Source organism: Pedobacter sp. 05T44, assembly GCF_056395985.1.
The window spans coordinates 213,924-236,933 of sequence record NZ_JBFTKO010000005.1; the positions used below are offsets into that span (position 1 = coordinate 213,924).

At 38.3% G+C, this 23,010-nt stretch carries 26 protein-coding genes; 18 read left to right on the forward strand and 8 right to left on the reverse strand.

Translation table 11 applies throughout. From position 1 onward, the window contains the following. The first annotated feature begins 84 nt into the window (after positions 1–84). The 4 genes from AC1DDK_RS11010 (at position 85) to AC1DDK_RS11025 (ending at position 3,824) form a co-directional block, all read left to right on the forward strand. Positions 85–876, forward strand: a complete 792-nt coding sequence (locus tag AC1DDK_RS11010) for a TerC family protein (RefSeq protein ID WP_048908198.1) — start codon at positions 85–87, stop codon at positions 874–876. Between the two features lie 8 nt (positions 877–884). After that, positions 885–1,940, forward strand: a complete 1,056-nt coding sequence (locus AC1DDK_RS11015) for a nucleoid-associated protein (RefSeq protein ID WP_172662278.1) — start codon at positions 885–887, stop codon at positions 1,938–1,940. A gap of 87 nt (positions 1,941–2,027) precedes the next feature. Then, positions 2,028–3,563, forward strand: coding sequence for an MFS transporter (locus AC1DDK_RS11020; RefSeq protein WP_337717046.1), 1,536 nt, complete (start codon positions 2,028–2,030; stop codon positions 3,561–3,563). Positions 3,564–3,584: 21 nt separating this feature from the next. Beyond that, the gene (locus tag AC1DDK_RS11025; RefSeq protein WP_048908201.1) at positions 3,585–3,824 is read left to right on the forward strand and encodes a DUF6814 family protein; all 240 of its coding nucleotides are present in this window, start codon (positions 3,585–3,587) and stop codon (positions 3,822–3,824) included. 1 nt (position 3,825) lies between these two features. On the opposite strand, the gene AC1DDK_RS11030 is transcribed toward AC1DDK_RS11025, so the two are convergent. Both AC1DDK_RS11030 and AC1DDK_RS11035 read right to left on the reverse strand, forming a co-directional pair. Further along, positions 3,826–5,010, reverse strand: a complete 1,185-nt coding sequence (locus tag AC1DDK_RS11030; RefSeq protein ID WP_477633900.1) for a class I SAM-dependent rRNA methyltransferase — start codon at positions 5,008–5,010, stop codon at positions 3,826–3,828. A gap of 32 nt (positions 5,011–5,042) precedes the next feature. After that, positions 5,043–5,678: a LysE family translocator gene (locus tag AC1DDK_RS11035; RefSeq protein ID WP_477633901.1), complete on the reverse strand. Its 636-nt coding sequence runs from the start codon at positions 5,676–5,678 to the stop codon at positions 5,043–5,045. Between the two features lie 101 nt (positions 5,679–5,779). Here AC1DDK_RS11035 and AC1DDK_RS11040 point away from each other — a divergent pair, with 101 nt between their 5' ends. From AC1DDK_RS11040 to AC1DDK_RS11060, 5 genes are all read left to right on the forward strand, one after another. Continuing rightward, positions 5,780–6,115 (forward strand): tRNA-binding protein, encoded by a 336-nt coding sequence (locus tag AC1DDK_RS11040; protein WP_172662274.1) that lies wholly within the window; start codon positions 5,780–5,782, stop codon positions 6,113–6,115. After that, entirely contained in the window at positions 6,116–6,589 is a 474-nt protein-coding gene (locus tag AC1DDK_RS11045) for a nucleoside deaminase (RefSeq protein WP_172662273.1), read from the forward strand. A gap of 146 nt (positions 6,590–6,735) precedes the next feature. Next, positions 6,736–7,341 (forward strand): superoxide dismutase, encoded by a 606-nt coding sequence (locus tag AC1DDK_RS11050; protein ID WP_172662272.1) that lies wholly within the window; start codon positions 6,736–6,738, stop codon positions 7,339–7,341. Between the two features lie 88 nt (positions 7,342–7,429). Further along, entirely contained in the window at positions 7,430–8,002 is a 573-nt protein-coding gene (locus tag AC1DDK_RS11055) for a Crp/Fnr family transcriptional regulator (RefSeq protein WP_337717044.1), read from the forward strand. Between the two features lie 78 nt (positions 8,003–8,080). Beyond that, complete coding sequence (locus AC1DDK_RS11060) at positions 8,081–8,491, forward strand: VOC family protein (RefSeq protein ID WP_477633902.1); 411 nt, start codon at positions 8,081–8,083, stop codon at positions 8,489–8,491. Between the two features lie 31 nt (positions 8,492–8,522). On the opposite strand, the gene AC1DDK_RS11065 is transcribed toward AC1DDK_RS11060, so the two are convergent. Next, a complete protein-coding gene (locus tag AC1DDK_RS11065; protein WP_172662269.1) occupies positions 8,523–9,455 on the reverse strand; it encodes a hydrogen peroxide-inducible genes activator in 933 nt (310 codons plus the stop codon). Positions 9,456–9,493: 38 nt separating this feature from the next. Next, positions 9,494–10,423 (reverse strand): GDP-L-fucose synthase, encoded by a 930-nt coding sequence (gene fcl / locus AC1DDK_RS11070; RefSeq protein WP_288883836.1) that lies wholly within the window; start codon positions 10,421–10,423, stop codon positions 9,494–9,496. Between the two features lie 167 nt (positions 10,424–10,590). Here fcl and trmB point away from each other — a divergent pair, with 167 nt between their 5' ends. The 4 genes from trmB to AC1DDK_RS11090 are packed head-to-tail and all read left to right on the forward strand — an operon-like array spanning position 10,591 to position 12,551. Further along, entirely contained in the window at positions 10,591–11,241 is a 651-nt protein-coding gene (trmB, locus tag AC1DDK_RS11075) for a tRNA (guanosine(46)-N7)-methyltransferase TrmB (RefSeq protein WP_172662267.1), read from the forward strand. A gap of 26 nt (positions 11,242–11,267) precedes the next feature. After that, entirely contained in the window at positions 11,268–11,594 is a 327-nt protein-coding gene (locus tag AC1DDK_RS11080; protein WP_172662266.1) for an MGMT family protein, read from the forward strand. Between the two features lie 51 nt (positions 11,595–11,645). Continuing rightward, positions 11,646–11,987 (forward strand): carboxymuconolactone decarboxylase family protein, encoded by a 342-nt coding sequence (locus AC1DDK_RS11085; protein WP_172662265.1) that lies wholly within the window; start codon positions 11,646–11,648, stop codon positions 11,985–11,987. 3 nt (positions 11,988–11,990) lie between these two features. Then, on the forward strand, positions 11,991–12,551 hold the full coding sequence (locus AC1DDK_RS11090; RefSeq protein ID WP_172662264.1) for a DNA-3-methyladenine glycosylase I: 561 nt from the start codon (positions 11,991–11,993) through the stop codon (positions 12,549–12,551). Between the two features lie 8 nt (positions 12,552–12,559). Here AC1DDK_RS11090 and AC1DDK_RS11095 read toward each other — a convergent pair whose 3' ends face one another. Next, a complete protein-coding gene (locus AC1DDK_RS11095; RefSeq protein ID WP_172662263.1) occupies positions 12,560–13,252 on the reverse strand; it encodes a hypothetical protein in 693 nt (230 codons plus the stop codon). A gap of 116 nt (positions 13,253–13,368) precedes the next feature. Here AC1DDK_RS11095 and polA point away from each other — a divergent pair, with 116 nt between their 5' ends. After that, positions 13,369–16,182 carry a DNA polymerase I gene (gene polA / locus AC1DDK_RS11100; RefSeq protein WP_337717043.1) on the forward strand — a complete coding sequence of 938 codons (2,814 nt, stop codon included), beginning with the start codon at positions 13,369–13,371 and terminating at the stop codon, positions 16,180–16,182. Positions 16,183–16,236: 54 nt separating this feature from the next. Here the strand turns inward: polA and AC1DDK_RS11105 are convergent, their stop codons facing one another. The 3 genes from AC1DDK_RS11105 to AC1DDK_RS11115 form a co-directional block, all read right to left on the reverse strand. Beyond that, positions 16,237–16,914 (reverse strand): metal-dependent hydrolase, encoded by a 678-nt coding sequence (locus AC1DDK_RS11105; protein WP_172662261.1) that lies wholly within the window; start codon positions 16,912–16,914, stop codon positions 16,237–16,239. Beyond that, the gene (locus AC1DDK_RS11110; RefSeq protein WP_048908217.1) at positions 16,914–17,219 is read right to left on the reverse strand and encodes a YbaB/EbfC family nucleoid-associated protein; all 306 of its coding nucleotides are present in this window, start codon (positions 17,217–17,219) and stop codon (positions 16,914–16,916) included. Before AC1DDK_RS11110 ends, AC1DDK_RS11105 begins: the two co-directional genes overlap by 1 nt. 76 nt (positions 17,220–17,295) lie before the next feature. After that, positions 17,296–18,444: a M28 family metallopeptidase gene (locus AC1DDK_RS11115; RefSeq protein WP_172662260.1), complete on the reverse strand. Its 1,149-nt coding sequence runs from the start codon at positions 18,442–18,444 to the stop codon at positions 17,296–17,298. Positions 18,445–18,555: 111 nt separating this feature from the next. On the opposite strand from AC1DDK_RS11115, the gene AC1DDK_RS11120 reads away from it, so the two are divergent. From AC1DDK_RS11120 to argC, 4 genes are all read left to right on the forward strand, one after another. Then, positions 18,556–19,758 (forward strand): NAD(P)/FAD-dependent oxidoreductase, encoded by a 1,203-nt coding sequence (locus tag AC1DDK_RS11120; protein WP_477633903.1) that lies wholly within the window; start codon positions 18,556–18,558, stop codon positions 19,756–19,758. A gap of 347 nt (positions 19,759–20,105) precedes the next feature. After that, entirely contained in the window at positions 20,106–20,810 is a 705-nt protein-coding gene (locus AC1DDK_RS11125) for an N-acetyltransferase (RefSeq protein WP_048908219.1), read from the forward strand. A gap of 11 nt (positions 20,811–20,821) precedes the next feature. Then, positions 20,822–22,015, forward strand: coding sequence for an argininosuccinate synthase (gene argG, locus AC1DDK_RS11130; protein WP_048908220.1), 1,194 nt, complete (start codon positions 20,822–20,824; stop codon positions 22,013–22,015). Then, entirely contained in the window at positions 22,005–22,976 is a 972-nt protein-coding gene (gene argC / locus AC1DDK_RS11135; protein ID WP_172662258.1) for an N-acetyl-gamma-glutamyl-phosphate reductase, read from the forward strand. Before argG ends, argC begins: the two co-directional genes overlap by 11 nt. The last annotated feature ends 34 nt before the right edge of the window (positions 22,977–23,010 follow it).

Sequence of the window (23,010 nt, forward strand, 5' to 3'; positions counted from 1 at the left end):
ATTATAAACCAAACACTACAAAAGCTTGTTGATAATTCAGCAAGCTTTTTTTATATCTTAGCTTCAAAATATAATTTAAAAACTATGGAATTTTTGAGCAGCCCGGAAGCTTGGATATCACTACTGACCCTGACCGTTTTAGAGATCGTTTTGGGGATAGATAACATTATCTTTATTTCTATCCTGTCGGGCAAATTGCCAGCTGATCAGCAAAAAAAAGGCAGACAATTGGGCTTGGCTCTTGCAATGATTACCCGTGTTCTTTTATTATTGTCACTTACCTGGGTGATGACATTAACATCCGAATTGTTTAATCTAGGCAATTTAATAGGTGTTTCTAACGCAGAATGGTTAGCAAAACTTTCGATATCGGGGCGTGATCTAATCCTTATTGTAGGGGGGCTCTTTTTAATTTATAAGAGTACTCATGAAATACATGATAAACTGGAAAGTGAAGAAGAAAAAGAAATAAAGGGGAAGGTTCACTCCTTTGCCGGTGTAATCATTCAAATTTTGCTTTTAGATATTGTATTTTCTTTAGACTCGGTAATTACTGCCGTAGGCATGGCAGAACACGTTGAAATAATGATTGCTGCAGTTGTTATTGCTGTGATTATAATGATGTTCTCGGCTAGTGCAATCAGTAATTTCGTAAACGATCATCCTACTGTAAAAATGCTTGCTTTGTCATTCCTGTTGTTAATTGGTGTTTCGCTATTGGCAGAAGGTTTAGATCAGCATATTCCTAAGGGATATATTTATTTCGCTATGGCTTTTTCAGTTTTAGTAGAGATGCTGAATTTGAAAATGAAGAAAAATGCGAAAAAACCTATTGAGTTGAGAAATACCCCTCGTGAAGAGGAAACTAAAAACTAATACCATTAATGATTTCTTTTTTTGAAGCCTCCCTTGCTGAGCTTTCCATACATAGAATTGGAAATAAATCGCAAGACGAATTTTACGTGTTGTCTGAGCAGTCTGTAGCAATACAAGACAATATGTTGAGCAACCTATTACAGCAGTATTTTCTTGGTCCGTACGAAAAGGTAAACGAGATTTATCGTTTCTTTCATCCCAACTCAGATCTGAACTTAAATGAAGTATATCATTTTGCGTCAGAAATATTTGAAAAAGGCGAAACCTTTCACGAAAACAGTAAAGAACTTGCTAAATACCTGTACGATGTATCAGGGCATCCGAAAATAAAATCGGGAGAGCTTTATCTTGCCTATTTCGAAAATGTGCAGATAGAAGGTGAGCTTCATGATGCTATTGGTATCTTTAAATCAGAAACTAAAGAGACTTATTTAAAAGTATATCCAGAAAATAGCGGATTTGGTTTAAGCTACGAACAGGATGCTATTAACATCAATAAGCTTGATAAAGGCTGTCTTATTTTTAATACCGATAAAGAAGAAGGCTTCAGAGTAGCGGTGATAGATCAAACAAACCGTAGTGCAGAGGCTGTTTACTGGAAAGATGAGTTTCTGAAATTGAAAACGAGAAATGATAATTTCAACCAGACAAACAATGTATTGGGTGTATACAAAAACTTTGTTACGGAGAAACTGGATCAGGAATTTGATATCTCTAAGGCCGATAAAATAGATTTATTAAACAAGTCTATGAAATACTTTAAAGAGAAAGAAAGCTTTGATATTGATGAGTTCTCGAATGAAGTTATTGGCAATTCTGAAGGGATTGAGGCCTTTAAAAACTATAAGAAAAATTACGAAGAAGAATTTGATGCACCTATTCCAGATAGTTTTGATATCTCAGGCGCTGCGGTAAAGAAACAGGCGCGTGTTTTTAAAAGTGTGCTTAAACTGGATAAGAACTTTCATATTTATATCCATGGAGATAAAGAGCTGATAGAAAAAGGTTTCGACGATGATAAATCTATGAATTACTATAAGGTTTATTTCAGAGAGGAAGAGTAACCGGCTTTGGCATTATAGTTAAAATGTTTGTCGGTAATTAATAAATAATTGTAGTTTAGTGGTAAGCCAAATATCCTAAACTATAATATGAACGTTGAACCACAAAAGAATAGCATTTTCAAAGTAATTGGGGCGTCGTCCCTGGGTACACTAATCGAATGGTATGATTTCTACATTTTCGGCAGTCTGGCCACCATTATCGGATCACAGCTTTTTCCTGCAGATGCAGGAGCTTCAGCATTAATAAATACCCTTGCAATATTTGCTGCTGGGTTTATTGTGCGGCCGTTTGGTGCTTTGGTGTTCGGCCGTTTGGGCGATCTTATTGGTCGAAAATATACTTTTCTTTTGACTCTGGTACTCATGGGTGGATCAACCTTTCTTATTGGGCTTATCCCGTCCTATTCCAGTATTGGTTATGCTGCGCCAATTTTGGTGTTGATTTTACGATTGATACAAGGCCTTGCCCTTGGTGGTGAATATGGCGGAGCCGCTACTTATGTGGCTGAACATGCCCCTGCAAATAAACGTGGTTTCTTTACCAGCTGGATTCAAACTACGGCAACCGGAGGATTGTTCCTTTCATTAGGGATAATTGTGTTAACTAAAAACCTGCTAGGTGCCGAAGATTTTGCTGCCTGGGGTTGGAGAGTTCCATTCCTATTATCCATTTTACTGGTAGGCGTTTCCATTTACATCAGAATGAAAATGCATGAGTCGCCAATGTTTACTAAATTAAAAACAGAGGGCAATATATCTAAAAATCCATTGAAAGAAAGCTTTAGCCACAAAGCAAACTTTAAAATGGTGCTACTGGCTCTTTTTGGTGCAACCATGGGGCAAGGGGTTATTTGGTACACCGGTCAGTTTTATGCCCAATCATTTATTGAAAACACTTGTAAGGTCGATTTTAACGACTCCAGATACATTCTTTTGTGGGGTATAGCCTTTGCAACGCCTTTCTTTGTAATATTCGGTTCATGGAGCGATAAGGTGGGTCGAAAGTGGATTATGCTGACAGGGATGTTGCTGGGGATTATCTTTTACCGGCCAATATATCAGATATTCCTTGATGATACAGATGTAACCAAGATCGAGCAGAAAGATATTAAAGAAATTTCCAATCCTGCGGTAACAAAAACCTTGATTGAGAATACTTCAGATAGTTTAATTACCACCGCATCTCAGGTTACTTTATTAAGTGGAGCGTCGTTTACAAAAATACAGGCGCATACTAAATACGCTGATTTAAGTAAGCCTGAAAGTATTTCGCCTGATGCTTTTAAGGATAAAAAGCTTTCTACTCCTGTTTTCTGGAAATTTGTGTTCCTTATTTTCTTTCAGATTTTGCTGGTAACAATGGTATATGGTCCTATCGCTGCATTTTTAGTAGAGTTGTTCCCAACCAAAATAAGATATACATCCATGTCGCTGCCATACCACGTGGGTAATGGCGTATTTGGGGGGTTGGTGCCGTTTATTGCAACGCTTATAGCTAGTTTCTCGGGTTCTACGCCATTATCTGGCTTGTGGTATCCAATTGGAATAGCCGCATTAAGTTTTATTATAGGGGCGATTTATTTATCGAATAAAAAGCCGGACCATGGCGAGGCTGATCATTAATCAATTAAAAGAGAAATTACCATGAACGGATTAAAAAAAGCATTAGGAATATTCTGGATCTTACTAGGTCCGGCATCTATCATATTTATGTTTATACAGGCTATTGAAAAAGTAGGCCTTGCCCCAGAAGGAGTGGCAAAAACAAACACAGCTTTACAGTGGGGTATTATCCTGTTTATTTTTATCCCCATCAGTGCAGGGCTTGTTGTTTTCGGCTACTATGCCCTAAAAGGGGAGTACGATAAACTTCCGGAAGATTAGTCTACAATACCCTTAAGAGCAAGCCTTTTAAATACTCACCTTCTGGAAAAGAAATGCGCACAGGATGATCTTCGGGCTGACTAAACTGCTTAATGATTTGCACTTCCTTACCTGCATCTAATGCTGCCCAGGCGATAATCTGTTTAAAAGTTTCAAGATCTACTGCACCAGAGCACGAGAAAGTAGCAAGGATACCACCGCTTTCAAGCAGAAGCATGCCAAGTCTGTTTAAGTCTTTATAGGCACGTGCAGCTCTGTCTAATGCAGAACGTGATGGTGCATATTTTGGTGGATCAAGTACTAAAACATCAAATTTCTTACCCTCTTCTTTAAATACACGCAGTTGCTTGTTTACGTCGGATTGGATGCTGGTTTGTTTATCCTGCGAAAGTCCGTTAAGCGTAAGATTGTGCTGCAGTGTTTCTATGGCAAGAGCAGAGCTGTCTACACTGGTTACATGAGATGCACCTTGTTTTAAGCTGTTTAATGAAAAACCACCGCTATAACAGAAACAATCCAATACCGTTTTGTCCTTAGTATATTCCGCAAGAATTAATCTGTTGTCTCGCTGATCGCAATAGAAGCCTGACTTTTGCCCATCCGCAATATTGATGTGGTAAACAACTCCATTTTCCTTCACTTCAATAAACTCGGGAGGTGTCTCTCCCCATAACAACCCTTGTGTAACCTCCAGGTTTTCGTGTTTACGTGCTCCGKCATCGCTTTTATCAAATATTCCGATGGGGTTTAACTCTTCCCTTAAAATATCGATGATATCATCTTTTACTGTTTCTATACCTGCACTTAAAATCTGCAAGGAAAGGAAATCAGCATATTTGTCTACAATTAAGCCCGGTAAAAAATCAGCCTCACTAAATACAAGCCTGCAGGTATTGGTATTCTCACTTAATACGTGTTTGCGGGACGCAATTGCGCTTTTAAGCTTTTGCTGATACCAGGCTTTGTTTACTTCGGTATTTTGGTCCCATTCTAGCAGGCGCAATGCCACTCTGGATTGGTCGTTGTAATAGGCATAAGCCAGAAACTCTTTCTCTGCCGACCATACTGATACAATCTCGCCATTTAAAGGCTTACCTTTAACTTTATCAAGTGCACCGGAAAAAATCCAGGGGTGGCGAAGTACGGCAGCTTTTTCTTTGCCTTTTTTGAGTATTACATCGATCATGGCACAAAGATAAAAAAAAGGGGGGCTAGCAGCTACTTTTCTTTGCTTAATGCCATTTTTATAGCTAACGAAGCCAAAACACTTGCCATAAACCATTTCTGGATTTTTACCCAGCCCGGGCTTTTTGAAAAGAACAGCGCGACTTTTGAGGCAGTTAGTACGATGATAAAGTTAATCGTAAAGCTGATGCTTACTTGGGTAATGCCGAGTTGCAGGCTTTGTATGAATACAGAACCATATTCCTGTTTTATAAAGTAAGGAAAAAAAGATAAATAGAATACAGCAACTTTAGGATTCAATACAGTGGTTAATACCCCGATTTTGAACAATTTGGCTGGTTTGTCATTAGCCAGGTCTTGTCTGACTTCAAAAAGACTTTTTCCGTTTGGCTTAATTGCCTGATAGGCCAGGTACAACAGATATAGTACCCCCAGTGTTTTAATGGTAGTGTATACAAAAGGGACGGCAAAGAGTACAGCTGTTAGACCTGCAGAAACCATAACAATGTGAAAGAGAAAACCAGATATGATTCCTGCCAGTGAAATTAACCCCGATCGTTGTCCCTGGGTAATGGAACGGGATATTAAATAGATCATATTTGGACYGGGGCTGATCACAAGGATCAACGCGGCCAGGGCAAAATAGGAAATCTCTTTAAACGGTATCATTGGGGTTGGAATTGTTATGTTAAGGGGCCTTGCTTTACAAATATATGCAGAAGAGCAGAGATATGATAGGCAGTATTGCCGAGAAGTTGTAATTTTATCGCATGGAAGAAATAACCTGGAATGATTTTGAAAAAGTAGAACTTCGGGCAGGAACTATTCTTGAAGTCTTTGATTTTCCGGAGGCGAGGAAGCCAGCTTATAAAGTAAAGGTAGATTTTGGCGCGCTTGGAATCAGAATGAGTAGTGCCCAGATTACAGCACATTATACTAAAGAAGAGTTGGTTGGTAAACAAATAGTAGGAGTGGTTAATTTTCCTAAAAAACAGATAGGGAAATTTATGTCAGAGTTCTTGGTAACAGGCTTTGCTGACGAAAATGGAGATATTGTATTAACAGCCCTAAATGGTAAAGTGCCTAATGGCAGTAAATTGTGCTAAATGAGTTATTATAATTTTTCAGAAGAAGAGAACCCTGCCGCAGAAGACGAGCATTACATGCTTTTAGCGCTTCAGGAAGCTCAAAAAGCATTTGACGCAGAAGAAATCCCAATTGGAGCAATAGTGGTATGTAAGGGCAGGATAGTGGGGCGCGGGCATAATTTAACCGAACAGTTAAATGACGTAACTGCACATGCAGAAATGCAGGCATTTACAGCAGCTTCGCAAACTCTTGGTGGCAAATATTTAAAAGATTGCACCCTGTATGTAACCGTTGAGCCTTGTGTAATGTGCGCAGGCGCAAGCTATTGGGCACAAATAGGTCGCATCGTTTACGGTGCCCCGGAACCAAAAAGAGGTTTTACGACCAAAGGAGCATCTTTATTGCATCCAAAAACAATTCTGCAAGGAAATGTTTTGGCCATGCAATGCGGAAATCTGATGAAACGGTTTTTTATAAATAAAAGGGGTTAATATTGACAAATAATTGAACAAAACTTAACCTCCGAATGTTATATTTGCTCAGTTGAATTGTTTTCTGGTGTTTAATCCTAAACTTTTGAAACACAATTGAACCAGGATTGTCMGAAAATATTTTTTAAACTTAAATCATAAATAATATGGCTTTTGAATTACCTGCGTTACCATACGCAACAGATGCATTAGAACCGCATATCGATAAACAAACTATGGAAATTCACCATGGTAAACATCACCAGGCTTACGTTACCAACTTAAATAAAGCTTTAGAAGGCAAGCCGGAAGCTAGCCAAAGCATCGAAGAAATCGTTAAAAACATTTCTAAATTTCCTGCTGCTGTTAGAAACAATGGCGGCGGTCATTATAACCACTCTTTATTCTGGGAAGTTATTGGTCCAAATAAAGGCGGCGAGCCTAAAGGTGAATTAGCTGAAGCAATCAATGCAGCTTTTGGATCTTTCGCTGATTTCAAAACTAAATTTGCTGAAGCAGGTGCAACCCGTTTTGGTTCAGGATGGGCTTGGTTAAGCGTTGGTGCTGATAAAAAATTAGTAGTTTCTTCTACTCCTAATCAAGATAATCCATTAATGGATATCGCTGAAGTAAAAGGTTCACCAATTTTAGGTATGGATGTTTGGGAACACGCTTACTACTTAAAATATCAAAACAGACGTCCTGATTATATTGCAGCTTTCTGGAATGTAGTTAATTGGGATGCTGTTGCAGAACGTTTCAAAAAAGCATAATTTACATAAACTTCCGTCAGACGGAAACTATATAAAAGGCCCCGATGCGAATCATAGGGGCCTTTTTTGATTTGCGTTATCTGAACAAATGAACAGTCTATTAAAATATATTCATTCGCTAACGGCGTTTTCTGATAAAAGCTGGGAATTGCTTCAACCTGCGTTAAACAAAAAAGAGTTGAAGAAAAATGAGTTCCTATTAAAAGAGGGACAGGTCTGTAATTCACTATTTTATATAGATGATGGTTATTGTAAAAGCTATTATGAAATTGATGGAGTTGTAAAAAACACAGGGTTTTTCTTTGAAAATGATATTGCAACAAACGTCAACAGTTTTGGCAATGGGCTGAAATCTGAATTTAATATCATCGCCTGTGAGCCATTAACAGTAGTCGTTTTTGATAAGAATAAATTGTTTCAGGCTGCAAAACAGGCGATTGAAATAGAGACTTTAGGGCGTAATTGCATCCGCTTGTTTGCCTCTAAACAGGAAGAATTTGCAAACCTATTTAAGATCTATTCGGCTCAGGAACGCCTGGAATATATAGAAACCAAACATCCTGAAATCCTGCAAAGGGTCTCACTATCTCAATTGGCTTCATTTCTTGGTGTTTCAAGGGAAACCTTAAGCAGAATACGCAAAAGAAGAACTCTTTCGTGATTTTGTGACGATTGTCACAGGTCATTAGCCTTTTCATTTATCAACTTTGTAGTAATAGGCTTTTATAAAAGAAACATCATGGAATTACTTAAGAAAATTGATAAAAACACCAATGTTTTGACTTGGTTTGAAATCCCAGTAGTAGATACTGAAAGAGCAAAGACTTTTTATGAAACCATTTTAGACATTGAAATGGTTAAAAGAGCAGATGGGCACGACGAAGCCGTTTTCTTTCCGTTTGATCCTAATGTTGTTCAGGCAACATCAGGGAGAGTTACAGGAGTATTGTCAAAAACAGAGAGAAACAGCCCATCTGGTAACGGGACGATAGTTTACATTAATGCGAGTCCAAGCATTCAAACTGTTCTTGACAAAGTGGAACAGGCAGGAGGAAAAATTATTGCTCCCAAAACACTAATTCCCKCGGGATATATAGCAATTATTATTGACTCAGAAGGAAACAAAGTCGGACTTCATGCAGAAAAGTAAAGGGTGTAAGTTAGTGAAGTAGGGATGTAAGTTATATCCCTACAATATCCTTTTTCTTTTTCTGGCGCATTGTTTTTGGTATAACTGCCAAAATCTCTTCTCTCAACGCATTAAGCATTCTTTTTTTTATGAAATTTTTATGGGTAACAAGGCTGATCTCACGGACAGGTTCAGGAGATTTAAAATACCTTACCTTGCTTAGCTGCTTGTTGCTTAACTCTTCTAGTGCAAGCTCTGGCAGCAGAGTGGCGCCATTATTCATATCTACCATGCGGATAAGCGTTTCGACACTTCCTGTATTATAGGTAAGCCCTTGCAGACGATTTTGCTTGGTTGATCTGCAGATGTTTAATACCTGCGACCGCATACAATGTCCCTCGTTTAACAACCAGATATTTTCATCCTCCAGGTCATCGGCATCTATGGTTTTCTTTTTATAAAGTTTACTGTTTTTGCTGATGTAAGTAACAAAGTTTTCGTAATACAATGGAGCTTCTTCTACTGCGCCGTCTCCAAGTGGAGTGGCCAATATTCCGCAATCCAGTATTCCTGTTTTTAAATGATGAATGATATCTTCTGTAGTATATTCCCAAATCAGAAGTTTTAGATCGGGATATTTTTCCATCATTGCAGCGATTACTCTTGGTAACAGATAAGGGGCTACTGTGGGTATAATACCTACTTTAAGTTCACCAACAACATCTTGCTGCTGGCTACTAATAATCTCTTTAATTTTGTGGCTTTCCTGAAGAACGAGGCGAGCCTGTTCAATAATCTGCGCACCTATTTCTGTCGGAATTATGGGTTGTTTACTTCGATCAAAGATTTTTACATTTAGCATTTCTTCAAGCTTTTGTACCTGCATACTGAGGGTGGGCTGGGTAACAAAACACTTTTCGGCAGCGCCTACAAAACTTCTGTAAGTATCTACCGCTACAATGTATTCTAGTTGAACTAAGGTCATATAGCTAAAGTTTATTCTCTTTAGCAAAGATATCAATTTTAACTATGCTTAGCTAAAAAATCCTGATAAGCCAGTTTAATTCCTTCTTCAAGTTCTATCTCATGCTTCCATCCGAGTGAATGTAATTTAGAAACATCCATTAATTTGCGTGGGGTTCCGTCTGGTTTGCTACTATCAAAGGTTAGTTCTCCTTTAAATCCAACAATGCGTTTAATTAATAATGCAAGGTCTTTTATCGTCAGGTCTTTTCCTGTTCCAACATTTACAAAACCAGGCTCATTGTATTCTTGCATTAAGAAATAACAGGCATTGGCCAGATCATCAGCAAATAAAAATTCTCGCATTGGAGCTCCGGATCCCCAGATGATAACTTCTGGTGTGCCATTAACTTTGGCTTCGTGAAATTTCCGAATTAAAGCAGGGAGGACATGTGAGTTTTGTGGGTGATAGTTATCGTTATACCCGTACAAATTGGTGGGCATTACCGAAATAAAATCACAGCCATATTGTGACCGGTAAGCGTCGGCCATTTTTATACCTGCAATTTTAGCAATAGCATAAGGTTCGTTGGTTTCTTCTAGTAACCCTGTAAGCAGGTAGTCTTCTTTTAATGGCTGTGGTGCAAGCTTAGGGTAAATGCAACTTGAACCTAAAAACATCAGCTTCTTTACAGCTGTTTTATATGATTGGTGGATAACGTTATTTTGGATACAAAGGTTTTCGTAAAGGAAATCTGCGCGGTAAGTATTGTTGGCAATAATACCGCCTACTTTGGCAGCTGCCAGGAATACGTACTCAGGTTTTTCTGATTCAAAAAAATCGGTTACAGCCTGCTGATTGCGCAAGTCTAATTCTGCTGAAGTTCTGATGATTAAATTTGTGAAACCTTCTTTGATCAGCTTACGATAAATTGCGGAGCCAACCATACCACGGTGACCAGCTACATATATTTTTGCGTTCTTTTCCAATTTGCTTTTAATGATTATTACAAAAGTACAAAATCCTGTTGGCATCGATAGAGGTTAGAATTGGAAATGCAGAAAGCCTTGCTAATGCGAGGTCCTGAAATAAATTCAGGATGACGGAATATATGAAATAACTATTTGTTTAAGTTTGCATAAAAATAATTTTAGTAGTGGGTAAAGATAAGTTAAGAAAATTTGCGGAAATAGATACCTTTCCTAATGTTTATCAGCTTGATGCAGGTAAAGAATTAAAAGGTAAATGGGCGTCTCAGCATTTTAAAAATAGCAATCCTGTTGTTTTAGAACTCGCGTGCGGTAAGGGCGAATACTCTGTTGGATTGGCAAAGATGTTTCCTGAGAAAAATTTTATTGGTGTTGACCTTAAGGGAAACAGGATTTGGCGTGGCGCACGTACTGGCATGGACGAGGGAATATCAAATCTAGCTTTTTTGAGGATTCAGATTGAAGATATTGTGGAGTTCTTTGGCGAACATGAAGTAGACGAAATATGGATAACTTTCCCTGATCCGCAACCACAGGATAGTCGTGAGAAAAAACGCTTAACGTTTCCAGGGTTTTTAGATAAGTACAGAACTTTTTTAAAACCGGGAGGTAAAATAAACTTGAAAACTGACAACGACGGTTTGTATCTTTATACTGTGGAGAAAGTTCAGGAGCTAGGGTTAGTTTGCCATAAAAATACGGATCAATTGTATAAATCAGAGTATGCAGATGCAGTTTTAGCTATTAAAACGCATTACGAAAGGATTTATCTGAAACATGATAAGAATATAAATTACATCCAGTTCTCTTTTGATTAGTTTAGAACTGAATATAAATTGATTAGATGGAACAATCATTTTATGACCAGGTTTTTGAGTTAGTGAGGTTAATACCTAAAGGAAGGGTAACCTCTTATGGAGCCATAGCTAAAAGTCTAGGCGCAGGCGGTTCGGCCCGAATGGTGGGATACGCAATGAGTAATGCACATTTGGCCCATCCGGAAATACCTGCTCACAGGGTGGTTAACAGCAGTGGGTTGCTCACTGGTAAATTCCATTTCTCTGAGCCCGATCTGATGCAGGAAATGCTGGAGAAAGAAGGAGTAGTAGTTAAAAATGATAAAATCCAGAATTTTAGACAGCATTTCTGGGATCCTCTGGTTGAATTGTAGCCTTAAAATAAAAACTTTGATGAACGGGCACGTGGAATTAATTTTAATATAATGGGACAATTAGTAGAAGAGTTTAATGACTATCGTTCTAAAATGAATGACAGGATTATGGAAACCGCAAATACAAACATAAAGCGGTTTTTTGCTTTAGATACAACCACATATGCGGAAGGAGCATTAAATGTAAAAACTAAAGAGATGCTTGGTCTTGTGGCGTCAATGGTTTTGCGTTGTGATGATTGCATAAAATATCACCTGGAAAAATGTTACGATGAAGGAGTAACCAATGAGGAGATCAACGAAGTATTTATGATCGCTAATTTAGTTGGGGGCTCTATTGTAATTCCTCATTACAGAAGGGCAGTTGAATATTGGGATGAACTTAGTCTTTAAATAATGGCAGAAATAGTTAGATGTGGTTGGTGTGGAACTGATCCTTTGTATGTGAAATATCATGATGAAGAATGGGGAAAGCCTGTTTACGACGATAAAACATTATTCGAATTTCTAATTCTTGAAGGTGCCCAGGCCGGATTAAGCTGGATCACTATTCTAAGAAGAAGAGATGGGTATCGACAAGCCTTTGCGGACTTTGATGTAGAAAAAGTTGCCGCATTTGTCGAGGCGGATGTGGAAAGGTTAATGAATGATGCCGGTATTATTAGAAACAGATTGAAAATTAATGCAGCAATAAACAACGCAAAGCTTTTCATAGGCATACAAAAGGAATTTGGTTCATTCGCCGACTATATGTGGGGCTTTTTGCCAAATAAGAAACCCATTCTGAATAGGGTTAAGTCTTTAGGAGATGTGCCTCCAAGAACAGAGATATCAGATTTAATTAGCAAGGACATGAAGAAGAGAGGGTTTAAATTTTTTGGAACCACAATCTGTTATGCCCATATGCAGGCTACGGGTATGGTAAATGACCATGTTGAAGGCTGTATAAGCCGATAATTTAGAGATTATTTTTTCTGCATATCGTTATATGCTGCAACAAAAGCTTTTATGAGTTTGGCATCAAAAGCTTCTGTTGCCTTTATACGTTCAGCAAGATCTTCATCGTTGGTAAGTTTTTGAAGCAGAATACTTTTAATCAGGTCTGTTTTTCCCGATGAATTGCCATCAGCAGGGATTTCCTGCATTGGTCCTGTTCCAAATTTTTCAATAAAATAGGCTGTCGGGAGGTTACGATTAGTTTGCTCAGCATCGTTTCTTCTGCCTCCTCCAAATGAAATACCAACACCGCCACCTACTCCTCCAAAACCACCGGTTCCTGTGCCAATACCAACAGATGGCCTGATTCGTGCTCTTTTTGGCTGCGGTTGTTCAATACTTGTGGCGCCACCAATTGCATATAAATTTACTGCGCCCTGTTCTATAATTTTAAAAAACCGATGCTCCATTTTCTTTTTAATTACAATGGGCTTGCTAACATAGGTTTCCCCATTCCATAAAAACTCTTTAATGTCGCTGGCTTTATACTGAACGAGGGTCTCGTCGTCGTTTTTAAGAATAACTGTCGAAAAATTGGTGCCCTGTATGGTTCCTCTTACAAAATCTCCAGAGGCAATGACTACTGCATCTTGTGCTGATGAGCGTAATGCGATTACCAAAAGCGTCGTTAATAAGGCGAAGGTTTTAATTGCTCTTTTCATAATTACTCAAATAACGGAATTTCTTTTGTGTTTGTTATCTAATCCGATCTCTATTATTAACTTTGAGATATGTTGAAAGTAGTAACTTTCACGATCATTAAACGAATCAGATACCAATGAAAAAACTTTTCCTTCTTGATGGCATGGCGCTTATTTACCGGGCCCATTTTGCACTGAGTAAAAACCCAAGGTTTACTTCTACAGGAGTTAACACTTCGGCAGTTATGGGCTTTACAAATACTTTACTGGAAGTACTTAAAAAGGAAAAACCAACACATATAGCGGTTGTATTTGATACTGAAGCACCTACTGAAAGGCATACCGATTTTGAAGCCTATAAGGCTCACAGAGAAGCAATGCCAGAGGATTTATCGGCCGCACTTCCATATATTTTTAAGCTGATAGAAGGGTTTAATATTCCAGTAATTACAAAGGATGGATTTGAGGCGGATGACATTATTGGAACTTTGGCAAAAGAGGCTGAGAAAGCCGGATTTCAGGTGTATTGTATGACGCCGGATAAAGACTTTGCACAATTGGTATCTGAAAACATCTTTATCTATAAGCCTGCGAGAATGGGTAATGAGATGGAGATTTTAGGTGTAAAAGAAGTACTGGCTAAGTGGGAGATCGAAAATGTTGAACAGGTAATTGATATTCTTGGTTTATGGGGCGATGCGGTTGATAATATTCCCGGAATTCCGGGAATTGGAGAAAAAACTGCGAAATTATTGATTAAACAATATGGTTCTATAGAGAACATTATTGCAAATTCACACGAACTTAAAGGAAAACAGCGTGAAAATGTGGAGACCTACGCCGAACAGGGGATGATCTCTAAGAAATTAGCCACCATTATACTTAATGTTCCCGTTCCATTTGATGAAAAGGCCTTAGAGCTTGAAGAACCTAGCAGAGAATTATTGGAGCCGTTGTTTGCGGAGTTGGAGTTCAGAACAATTGGTAAGCGCGTTTTTGGTGATGGGTTTAATGTAGCCGAAGGTAAAACAGGGGGATCACAACAAATTGATCTTTTTGGTAATGTGGCAGATCAAGTTGAGGTAAAAACTAAAACTACTATAGTTATTTCGGAAGTATTTGAACAAGCCGTTGCCGCTAAAACAATTGAAAATACGGAACATAATTATAAATTAATAGATACTCCGGAATTGCGTAAGGAGCTTGTGGACTTCCTTTTAAAGCAGGAAAGCATCTCATTTGACACAGAAACAACAGGAACGGATGCCAACCTTGCAGATCTGGTGGGAATCTCGTTTAGTATAACGCCAGGGGAAGGATATTATATCCCTGTACCGGCAGAAAGAGCAGAAGCCCAGGTAATTGTTGATGAGTTTAGGCCTGTTCTTGAAAATGAAAATATAGCCAAAATAGGACAGAATATTAAATATGATATGCTTGTATTTAAATGGTATGGTGTATCTGTAAAAGGAAAGCTATTTGATACCATGCTTGCACATTATTTGATTGATCCGGACACACGACATAACATGGATGTGCTGGCCGAGAATTATTTGAGCTATTCGCCCATTTCAATAACTAAGCTTATTGGTGCCAAAGGAAAGGGGCAAGGGAATATGCGGGATGTTCCAGTTGAGCAGGTGGTAGATTATGCGGCTGAAGATGCCGATATAACCTTGCAGCTTGCCAACGTGTTTAAGCCAATGCTTAAACAGCTTAATGCAGAACAGCTTGCCACTGATGTTGAAAATCCTTTGATCTATGTGCTTGCGGATATTGAAAAAGAGGGGGTTAGAATAGATATGGACACCTTGATTAACTATTCTAAAGAGCTTGAGCTAGACATCAGAAGGTTTGAGCAGAATGTTTATGATAAGTGTGGTATTAAGTTTAATCTGGCCTCACCAAAACAACTGGGAGAGGTTCTTTTCGATAAACTACAGTTAGATCCTAAAGCAAAAAAAACAAAGACAGGTCAGTACCAAACCGGTGAGGATGTGTTATTGGCCCTCGCTCATAAAAGTGACATCGTTCAGGATATTTTAGATTTCAGACAGCTGCAAAAATTAAAGTCTACTTATGTTGATGCCTTGCCTTTACTAGTTAACCCAAGGACTGGTCGCGTTCACACTTCATATAATCAGGCTGTTGCCGCAACAGGAAGGTTAAGTTCTAATAACCCGAATCTGCAGAACATTCCAATCCGTACGGAAAGGGGTAGAGAGGTGCGCAAAGCATTTATTGCTAGAGATGCAGATCACGTGCTGCTTTCTGCGGATTATTCTCAGATTGAGCTTCGCATTATCGCTGAGATCAGTAAAGAAGAAAACATGCTGGATGCCTTTAGTAAGGGTATCGATATTCATACCGCAACAGCAGCAAAGGTATATGGCATTTCAATTGAAGAGGTTGATTCTACCCAAAGAAGGAATGCAAAAGCGGTAAACTTTGGGATTATCTATGGCCAATCTGCTTTTGGCTTGTCGCAAAACCTGGGCATTCCACGTAAAGAGGCCGCGGCCATTATTGAGCAGTATTTTGAGCAATATCCGGGGATTAAAAAATACATGTCGGACACGATGAATTTTGCCCGCGAAAATGGATTTGTGGAAACCATTTTAGGCAGAAGAAGATATTTAAGAGACATCAACTCTGCCAACCAGACAGTACGTGGTTTTGCAGAGCGAAATGCCATAAATGCACCTATACAAGGTTCTGCAGCAGATATGATTAAGGTGGCCATGATCAATATTCATAAGGATATTCAGGATCAGAACCTTCAATCAAAAATGACCATGCAGGTGCATGATGAGTTGGTTTTTGATGTGCTTAGATCTGAAGTTGAAGCAATGAAACAGATCATTTCATATAGAATGAAAACAGCGATTAAAACATCCGTTCCAATTGAAGTTGAAATTGGCGAAGGAGATAACTGGTTAGCGGCGCATTAATTAATGCGTATAAAAAAAGCCTCGTTTTGAATTTTCATAACGAGGCTTTTTATTTTAAAGCTCAATGGTTTCGCCAATTGCCGGCAATAATAGAACTTTATTTTCTCTTTTAAATTTAGCTAAGGCTTCTTCTGTATCAATTTCTATTACAGGGAAGGTGTTGTAGTGCACACCAATCACGGTGTTGCAATCAATATATTTTGTAGCGATAATGGCATCATCAACATCCATTGTATAGTTACCTCCAATTGGCAGGATTGCATAACTTAGGTTATAAAGCTCAGCAAGAAGTTTCATTTCCATCGTTAGTGCGGTATCTCCTGCAAAATAAATGGTTTTATTTTCAAGTTCCAGTACATAACCTGCCGGATTTCCGCCGCAGGTACCGTCGGGTAGAGCTGCTGAATGTGTAGCCCACACCATTCTTAGCTTTCCAAAATCAAAGTTTTGGCTTCCAAAGTTCATTCCATGTACATTTTTTATCCCCTGCTTGCCGGCCCAATCAGCAACTTCTGCTATCGCAATAACAAGTGCATTGGTTTGGTTTGCAATTTCCACGAGATCGGCAACGTGATCGCCATGGCCATGACTTACCAGGATATAATCAGCCTCTATACTTTTAATATCTATATGCTTAGCGAGCGGATTATGTGTGATAAAAGGGTCGAAAAGAAACTTTTTGCCATCGGCTTCTAGCAGGAAGCAGGATTGGCCATAATATGTATATTTCATTATTGTCCAAACATTCCGCCTAATCCGCCAAACATATCTTTAGTCGCTGCCTGCATTTCTGTCGCACTAACCTGATCTGCTTGTGTTAAGGCTTTATTAATAGCTGTCAATAGTAATTCTTCAAGTTCTTCTCTGTCGGCCTGCTTATGGAATTCTTCGCTGATCTCAACTGCTGTGATCGCTTTGTTTGCCGTTGCAGTAACGCGTATTGCACCACCTTCAACTTCTCCAAAAACAGAGATCGTATCTAGTCTTTTTTTTATTTCGTCAGCCTTCTGCTGGGCTGCCATTAATTTATCAAACATAAGTTGTTGTTTTTATTATAAAACGAAATTAAAGGAATTTGGTTTAAAGTAAAGCCAATAAAATGAAAAACATGGGTTATTTATTCATTAATGCCGCATTGAAGTCGACAAAGAGCTTAAATAAATCCTGATATTCTGTTAATGGAAGGGTTTTAGACCGGTCGTAAATATCATGATACGCACTGATGCCTCCGGTAGTGTAAATAAAAAAGGCAGGAACATCTTTCTCAGTGAAAAAGTAGTGATCGCTATTTGCCGCCTTGCCCCTTGAATTGATCTTTTTCAGGTATTTGTTTTTATCGTTGAGTTGATTTAATAATGAAAATTCCTTTTGGTGGATTGTTGCATTTACAACGGTAATGCCTGTTTCTCCTGTTCCTACCATATCAACATTAATTAGAAACCTGATTTTTTGGAGCGCAAGCAATGGGTACTCTGTAAAGTATTTGGATCCAAGTAATCCCGCCTCTTCTCCGGCAAAACAAATAAACGCCATTGTGTAAGGTTGTGGATTGGCGGCGTAGTATTTTGCCAGAGATAGTAAAAAAGAAATGCCACTGGCATTGTCGTTGGCCCCGGGGAAATAGGTTTTGTTACCCATACCACCTAAATGATCGTAATGAGCCGTTATAACCAATACGGAATCGGGTTTTGTAGTTCCTTTTACTACTCCACAGATATTGGCCGTATTAAATTCGGGGATAAACGAGTTTTCAACGTTGATTTGAAAGTTAAGAGGAAGGCCTTTGATGGCGTTTTTTTTTATTTCTATGCCGGTGAAGTCGCCTTGCTCAGGAGCAACAGACCAGGTGAGTTTATCCTTAAGTATGGCAATTACGCGCTCGCTTGAATCGGCAAACGTAATGCTGTCTTTTTGTTCAAACTTTCCTTTGGCTATTTTTCCGATACTTTGGGGCATTACAATAAAATCTTTACCAGGACTAAGTTTCTTGCCATTAATGGTAACCTGCATTTTTCCAGGAAAGGTGTTTACAGGAAAAGAGAATGCTTGTTTAAAATCCGTTCCGTTCATCGGGCTAAGCCCGTAAGCTTTAAATGCTGAGCAAATCAAATCTGCAGCCTTTGCCATTCCATTATTGGTATACCCTCTGCCCCAAAGTTCTTTTGAGCTGAGCTCCTTTACCATTTCGTGGGCATAGTGAATGTCCTGCGAAAGCGCAGGTCCTGCGATAAAAAGAAATAATATTAAGAAATGCGTTTTCATAATAACCCCAAAGGAAAATTCAATATATGGTTAAACTTACATAAAGTTTAAATTTTGCGAATCTAAAACACATATCAAACAAGATTGTTATAGTTTGATTAATTGAAATTTATGGATGTTCGCTCAAATGAGCCGTTTTGGCTGGTAAAAAATGGAATAATGCACTCCTACCCCTCTTTAAGGGCAGATGCGAACTGTGAAGTGCTGATTGTTGGCGGAGGGATTACCGGGGCTTTAATGGCGCATGCCTGCATAGCTAAAGGTTATAAGACGATATTGATTGATAAAAGAGAAATTGCTAATGGCAGTACTTCGGCAACTACCTCCATGCTTCAATATGAAATTGATGTACCACTATATAAATTAAAAGAATTGATAGGAGAGCACGGTGCCATTGCGAGCTACCTTGCTTGCAGAGATTCTATTTATAAACTGGAGAATCTGGTAAAAGAGATTGATTCATCATGTGGATTTGAAAAAAAGGAATCCCTTTATTTTGCAGGGAAAAGTAAGGATGTTAAATGGCTAAAGCAGGAGTATGAAGCCCGCAAAATGGCTGGTATTGAGGTGAACTGGCTAGACAAAAAAGAAATAAAGGCTACATATGGCATTGTGGCCGAAGGAGCAATTCTTTCTGCAGATGGGGGTAGTGTGGATGCTTTTTGTTTGACCCACGATTTGCTGCGCTATAATTCAGAAAGAGGGTTAAAGGTGTTTGATAAAACTGAATTGAAAAAAGTAAAATACGAAAAGGATGCCGTAAAGGTTCAATTAAATACTGGAGCTGAAATAGCTGCAAAACATATTATTTATTGCACAGGATATGAAACTCAAAATATGCTTTCTGATAAGGTGGTGCAATTGAAAAGTACCTATGCAATGGTTAGTGAAAGACAGGATTTACATCCTGAGATTTACGAAAGAACCTTGTTTTGGAATACAGATTCTCCATATTTATATATGCGGACAACGGCTGATGGAAGATTTCTTGTTKGCGGTGAAGATGAAAATTTTAAAAATGCAATTCGAAGAGATCTGCTTTTGAGCAGAAAAAAAGAAAGATTGGAAAAAACGTTAAAAAAATATTTACCCAATAGTTCATTCGTTGAGGACTTTTGCTGGGCTGGTACTTTTGGTGAAACAAAAGATGGTTTACCATACATAGGAATGCACCCTAAATACCCTAAAAGCCACTTTTTGCTCGGTTTTGGGGGTAATGGAATTACTTTTTCGGTAATGGGAATGGATATGATTATTGAGATAATGGAGGGAAGGCCAAATATTCTGTCTCATTTCTTCAGATTTGGACGTTAAATTAAGTGCAGATTTTCATTATAAAAATGTAAAAAAATTAAAAACGTATTGCACAACTCGATATTTATTTAAACCTTTGCGCCTCAACTCATTCAAAGAATTATTATACACAGAAAATGATTAAGCACGCGACCCATAAACTTTCTATTGTAGAAGCAAAAAATATTGCTTCCAGAAGTTTGTTTATTGAACGTTTGCGACCCGTTTTTTTTGTAACCACTAACCGGCAAAATTATACGCCGCGGATTTGAGTAAATCTCTGCGTAATGTCTCTACGCATTTCCACAGAGGATTGCCTCTCAAAAAACAATTAATCAGAACATTTATTTTTTTTCGTTATCATATTAATGAATATAAACGATTTTATAGTGCAAGTTGCACTTCCTGAACATCGTGTCTTTGCAGAAGAAATTTGCGAAGAAATGGCAGAATCGGCAAAAGCTCGAGGTACAGGTATCGCTAAACGCTCTCCGGAGTACGTAGCAAATAAAATTTTAGACGGGAAGTCTGTAATTGCTTTCCATAAGGATGGCTCATGGGCTGGGTTTTGCTATATAGAAACCTGGACACATGGACAATTTGTAGCCAATTCAGGTTTAATAGTTAGTCCTAAATACAGAAAAGCGGGACTTGCTCATGCTATTAAAGAGAAGATTTTTGCGCTTTCGAGACAAAAATATCCTAAAGCAAAGATTTTTGGTTTAACTACAGGATTGGCTGTAATGAAAATCAATTCTGATCTTGGTTATGAACCTGTAACTTATTCAGAGCTTACTCAGGATGAGGAATTTTGGAAAGGCTGTCAAAGTTGTGTGAACTTCGAAATTCTAAAGATGAAGGAACGCAAAAATTGCATGTGTACTGCAATGCTGTATGATCCTGTAGAACAAAAACATGATGTTGCCAAGAAATTTGCAGAGGAATTGCACAAGAAGCCTAAGCTTTACGAGCGCTTTATGCGCATTAAGCAACGCTTGGTACTTAGTTCAAAACCCGAAAATAAAGGAGGTTTAAAATCTCTGTTTTTAATGTTTACCGTTTTATTTAAATAGCTGTTATAAAGATGAAGAAGAAAGTTGTTTTAGCGTTTAGCGGAGGTTTGGATACCTCATTTTGCTGTATTTATTTAGCCCAGGATCGCGGATTAGAAGTGCATTCTGTTATTGTAAATACTGGTGGTTTTTCTGATGAAGAATTAGAGGAAATAGAAAAACGTGCTTATGCTTTAGGTGTAGCTTCTCATGCTGTGGTTGACGAAACGACAAACTATTATGACAGCTGTATTAAATATTTGGTTTTCGGGAATGTGTTAAAAAATGCAACTTATCCATTATCGGTAAGTGCAGAACGTGTAAGTCAGGCTACTGCAATTGCAAATTATGTTAAGAAAATAGGTGCTGATTACGTAGCTCACGGAAGTACAGGTGCAGGTAATGATCAGGTTCGTTTTGATATGATCTTTAATATCATCATTCCGAATGTAGAGATTATTACTCCTATCAGAGATTTAAAGCTGTCACGCGAAGCGGAAATAGAGTATTTGAGCAACCATGGTGTTCATTATAGCGCTGAAAAAGCAAGATATTCTATTAATAAAGGTTTATGGGGAACATCTGTAGGAGGAAAAGAAACTTTAACCTCTAATGAGACGTTGCCAGAAGAAGCATGGCCAACTCAGGTTTCCGTAACAACACCTCGCAAATTAACTTTAACTTTTACTAAGGGTGAACTGGTAGCTATTGATGGCGAAACTTTTGAGCCGGTTAGAGCAATTCAGAAATTACAGGCAATAGCTCAGCCTTATGGTATTGGCAGAGATATCCATGTAGGTGATACAATTATAGGAATTAAAGGACGTGTGGGTTTTGAAGCTGCGGCGCCAATGGTGATCATTAAAGCTCACCATACGCTAGAAAAACATACTCTAACAAAATGGCAGCTTTCATGGAAAGAACAACTGTCGTCTTTCTATGGTAACTGGTTACATGAAGGTCAATTCCACGACCCTATTATGCGAAACATTGAGGCTTTTTTAACCGATACACAGAAAACAGTTAGCGGAAATGTGTTTGTTGAGTTGTTGCCTTATCGTTTCAATATTATCGGAATTGAATCAGAACACGATTTGATGAGCAATAAATTCGGTAGCTATGGCGAAATGAACAACGCATGGAGTGGCGAAGATGTTAAAGGCTTCTCAAAGATTTTTGGTAACCAGGTAATGATCTGGCATAAAGTAAACAGTCATGAAGATTAGAGCAGGTATAGTTGGCGGTGCAGGATATACAGGTGGCGAGATGCTTCGTATTCTTGTGAACCATCCAATTGTTGATATTGTATTCGTAAATAGTAACAGTAATGCCGGAAACCATATTTCGGATGTGCATACAGATTTATTTGGCGATACTGACTTGCGCTTTACAGATGAATTATCGTCGGATATTGATGTTTTGTTTCTTTGTGTAGGACACGGTGATGCGAAGAAATTTTTAGCTGCAAACGTTATTGATAGCAGCATTAAGATAATTGACTTGAGTCAGGATTTCAGACTAAAAGTGAATGCCGGAAATAAATGGGTGTATGGCTTACCGGAATTAAATCGTGAAGCAATACAGAAGGCAAGTTATATTGCTAATCCGGGTTGTTTTGCAACTTGTATTCAGTTGGGACTACTGCCTTTGGCATCAAAGGGTTTGTTGAAAAGCGAAGTGCATATCAACGCAACAACAGGATCAACCGGAGCTGGACAAAGCTTGGCTTCAACCTCTCATTTTAGCTGGCGCAATAACAACTTATCAGTATACAAAGCTTTTGAACATCAGCATCTTAATGAGATAGGAGAGAGTTTGAAACAACTTGAGCCCGGTTTTAATGAAGTTTTAAACTTTATTCCGCAACGTGGTGATTTTACAAGAGGTATTTTGGCAGCAATGTATCTTGAGAGTGATTTGACTGCAGAGGAGGCACAGCGTATCTATGAAGATTTTTATGCATCACATCCTTTTACTCATGTAAGTAAAAGAAATATTGATTTAAAACAGGTGGTAAATACAAATAAAGGATTAGTGCATGTAGAAAAACATGGCAATAAACTCTTTATTGTAAGTATAATAGATAATTTGTTAAAAGGAGCAAGTGGGCAGGCAGTACAAAATATGAATTTGATATTTGGATTAGAAGAAGGTACTGGACTCCGGCTAAAAGCAGCTGCATTTTAATTTGTTGTTTCGTCATCCTGAATTTATTTCAGGA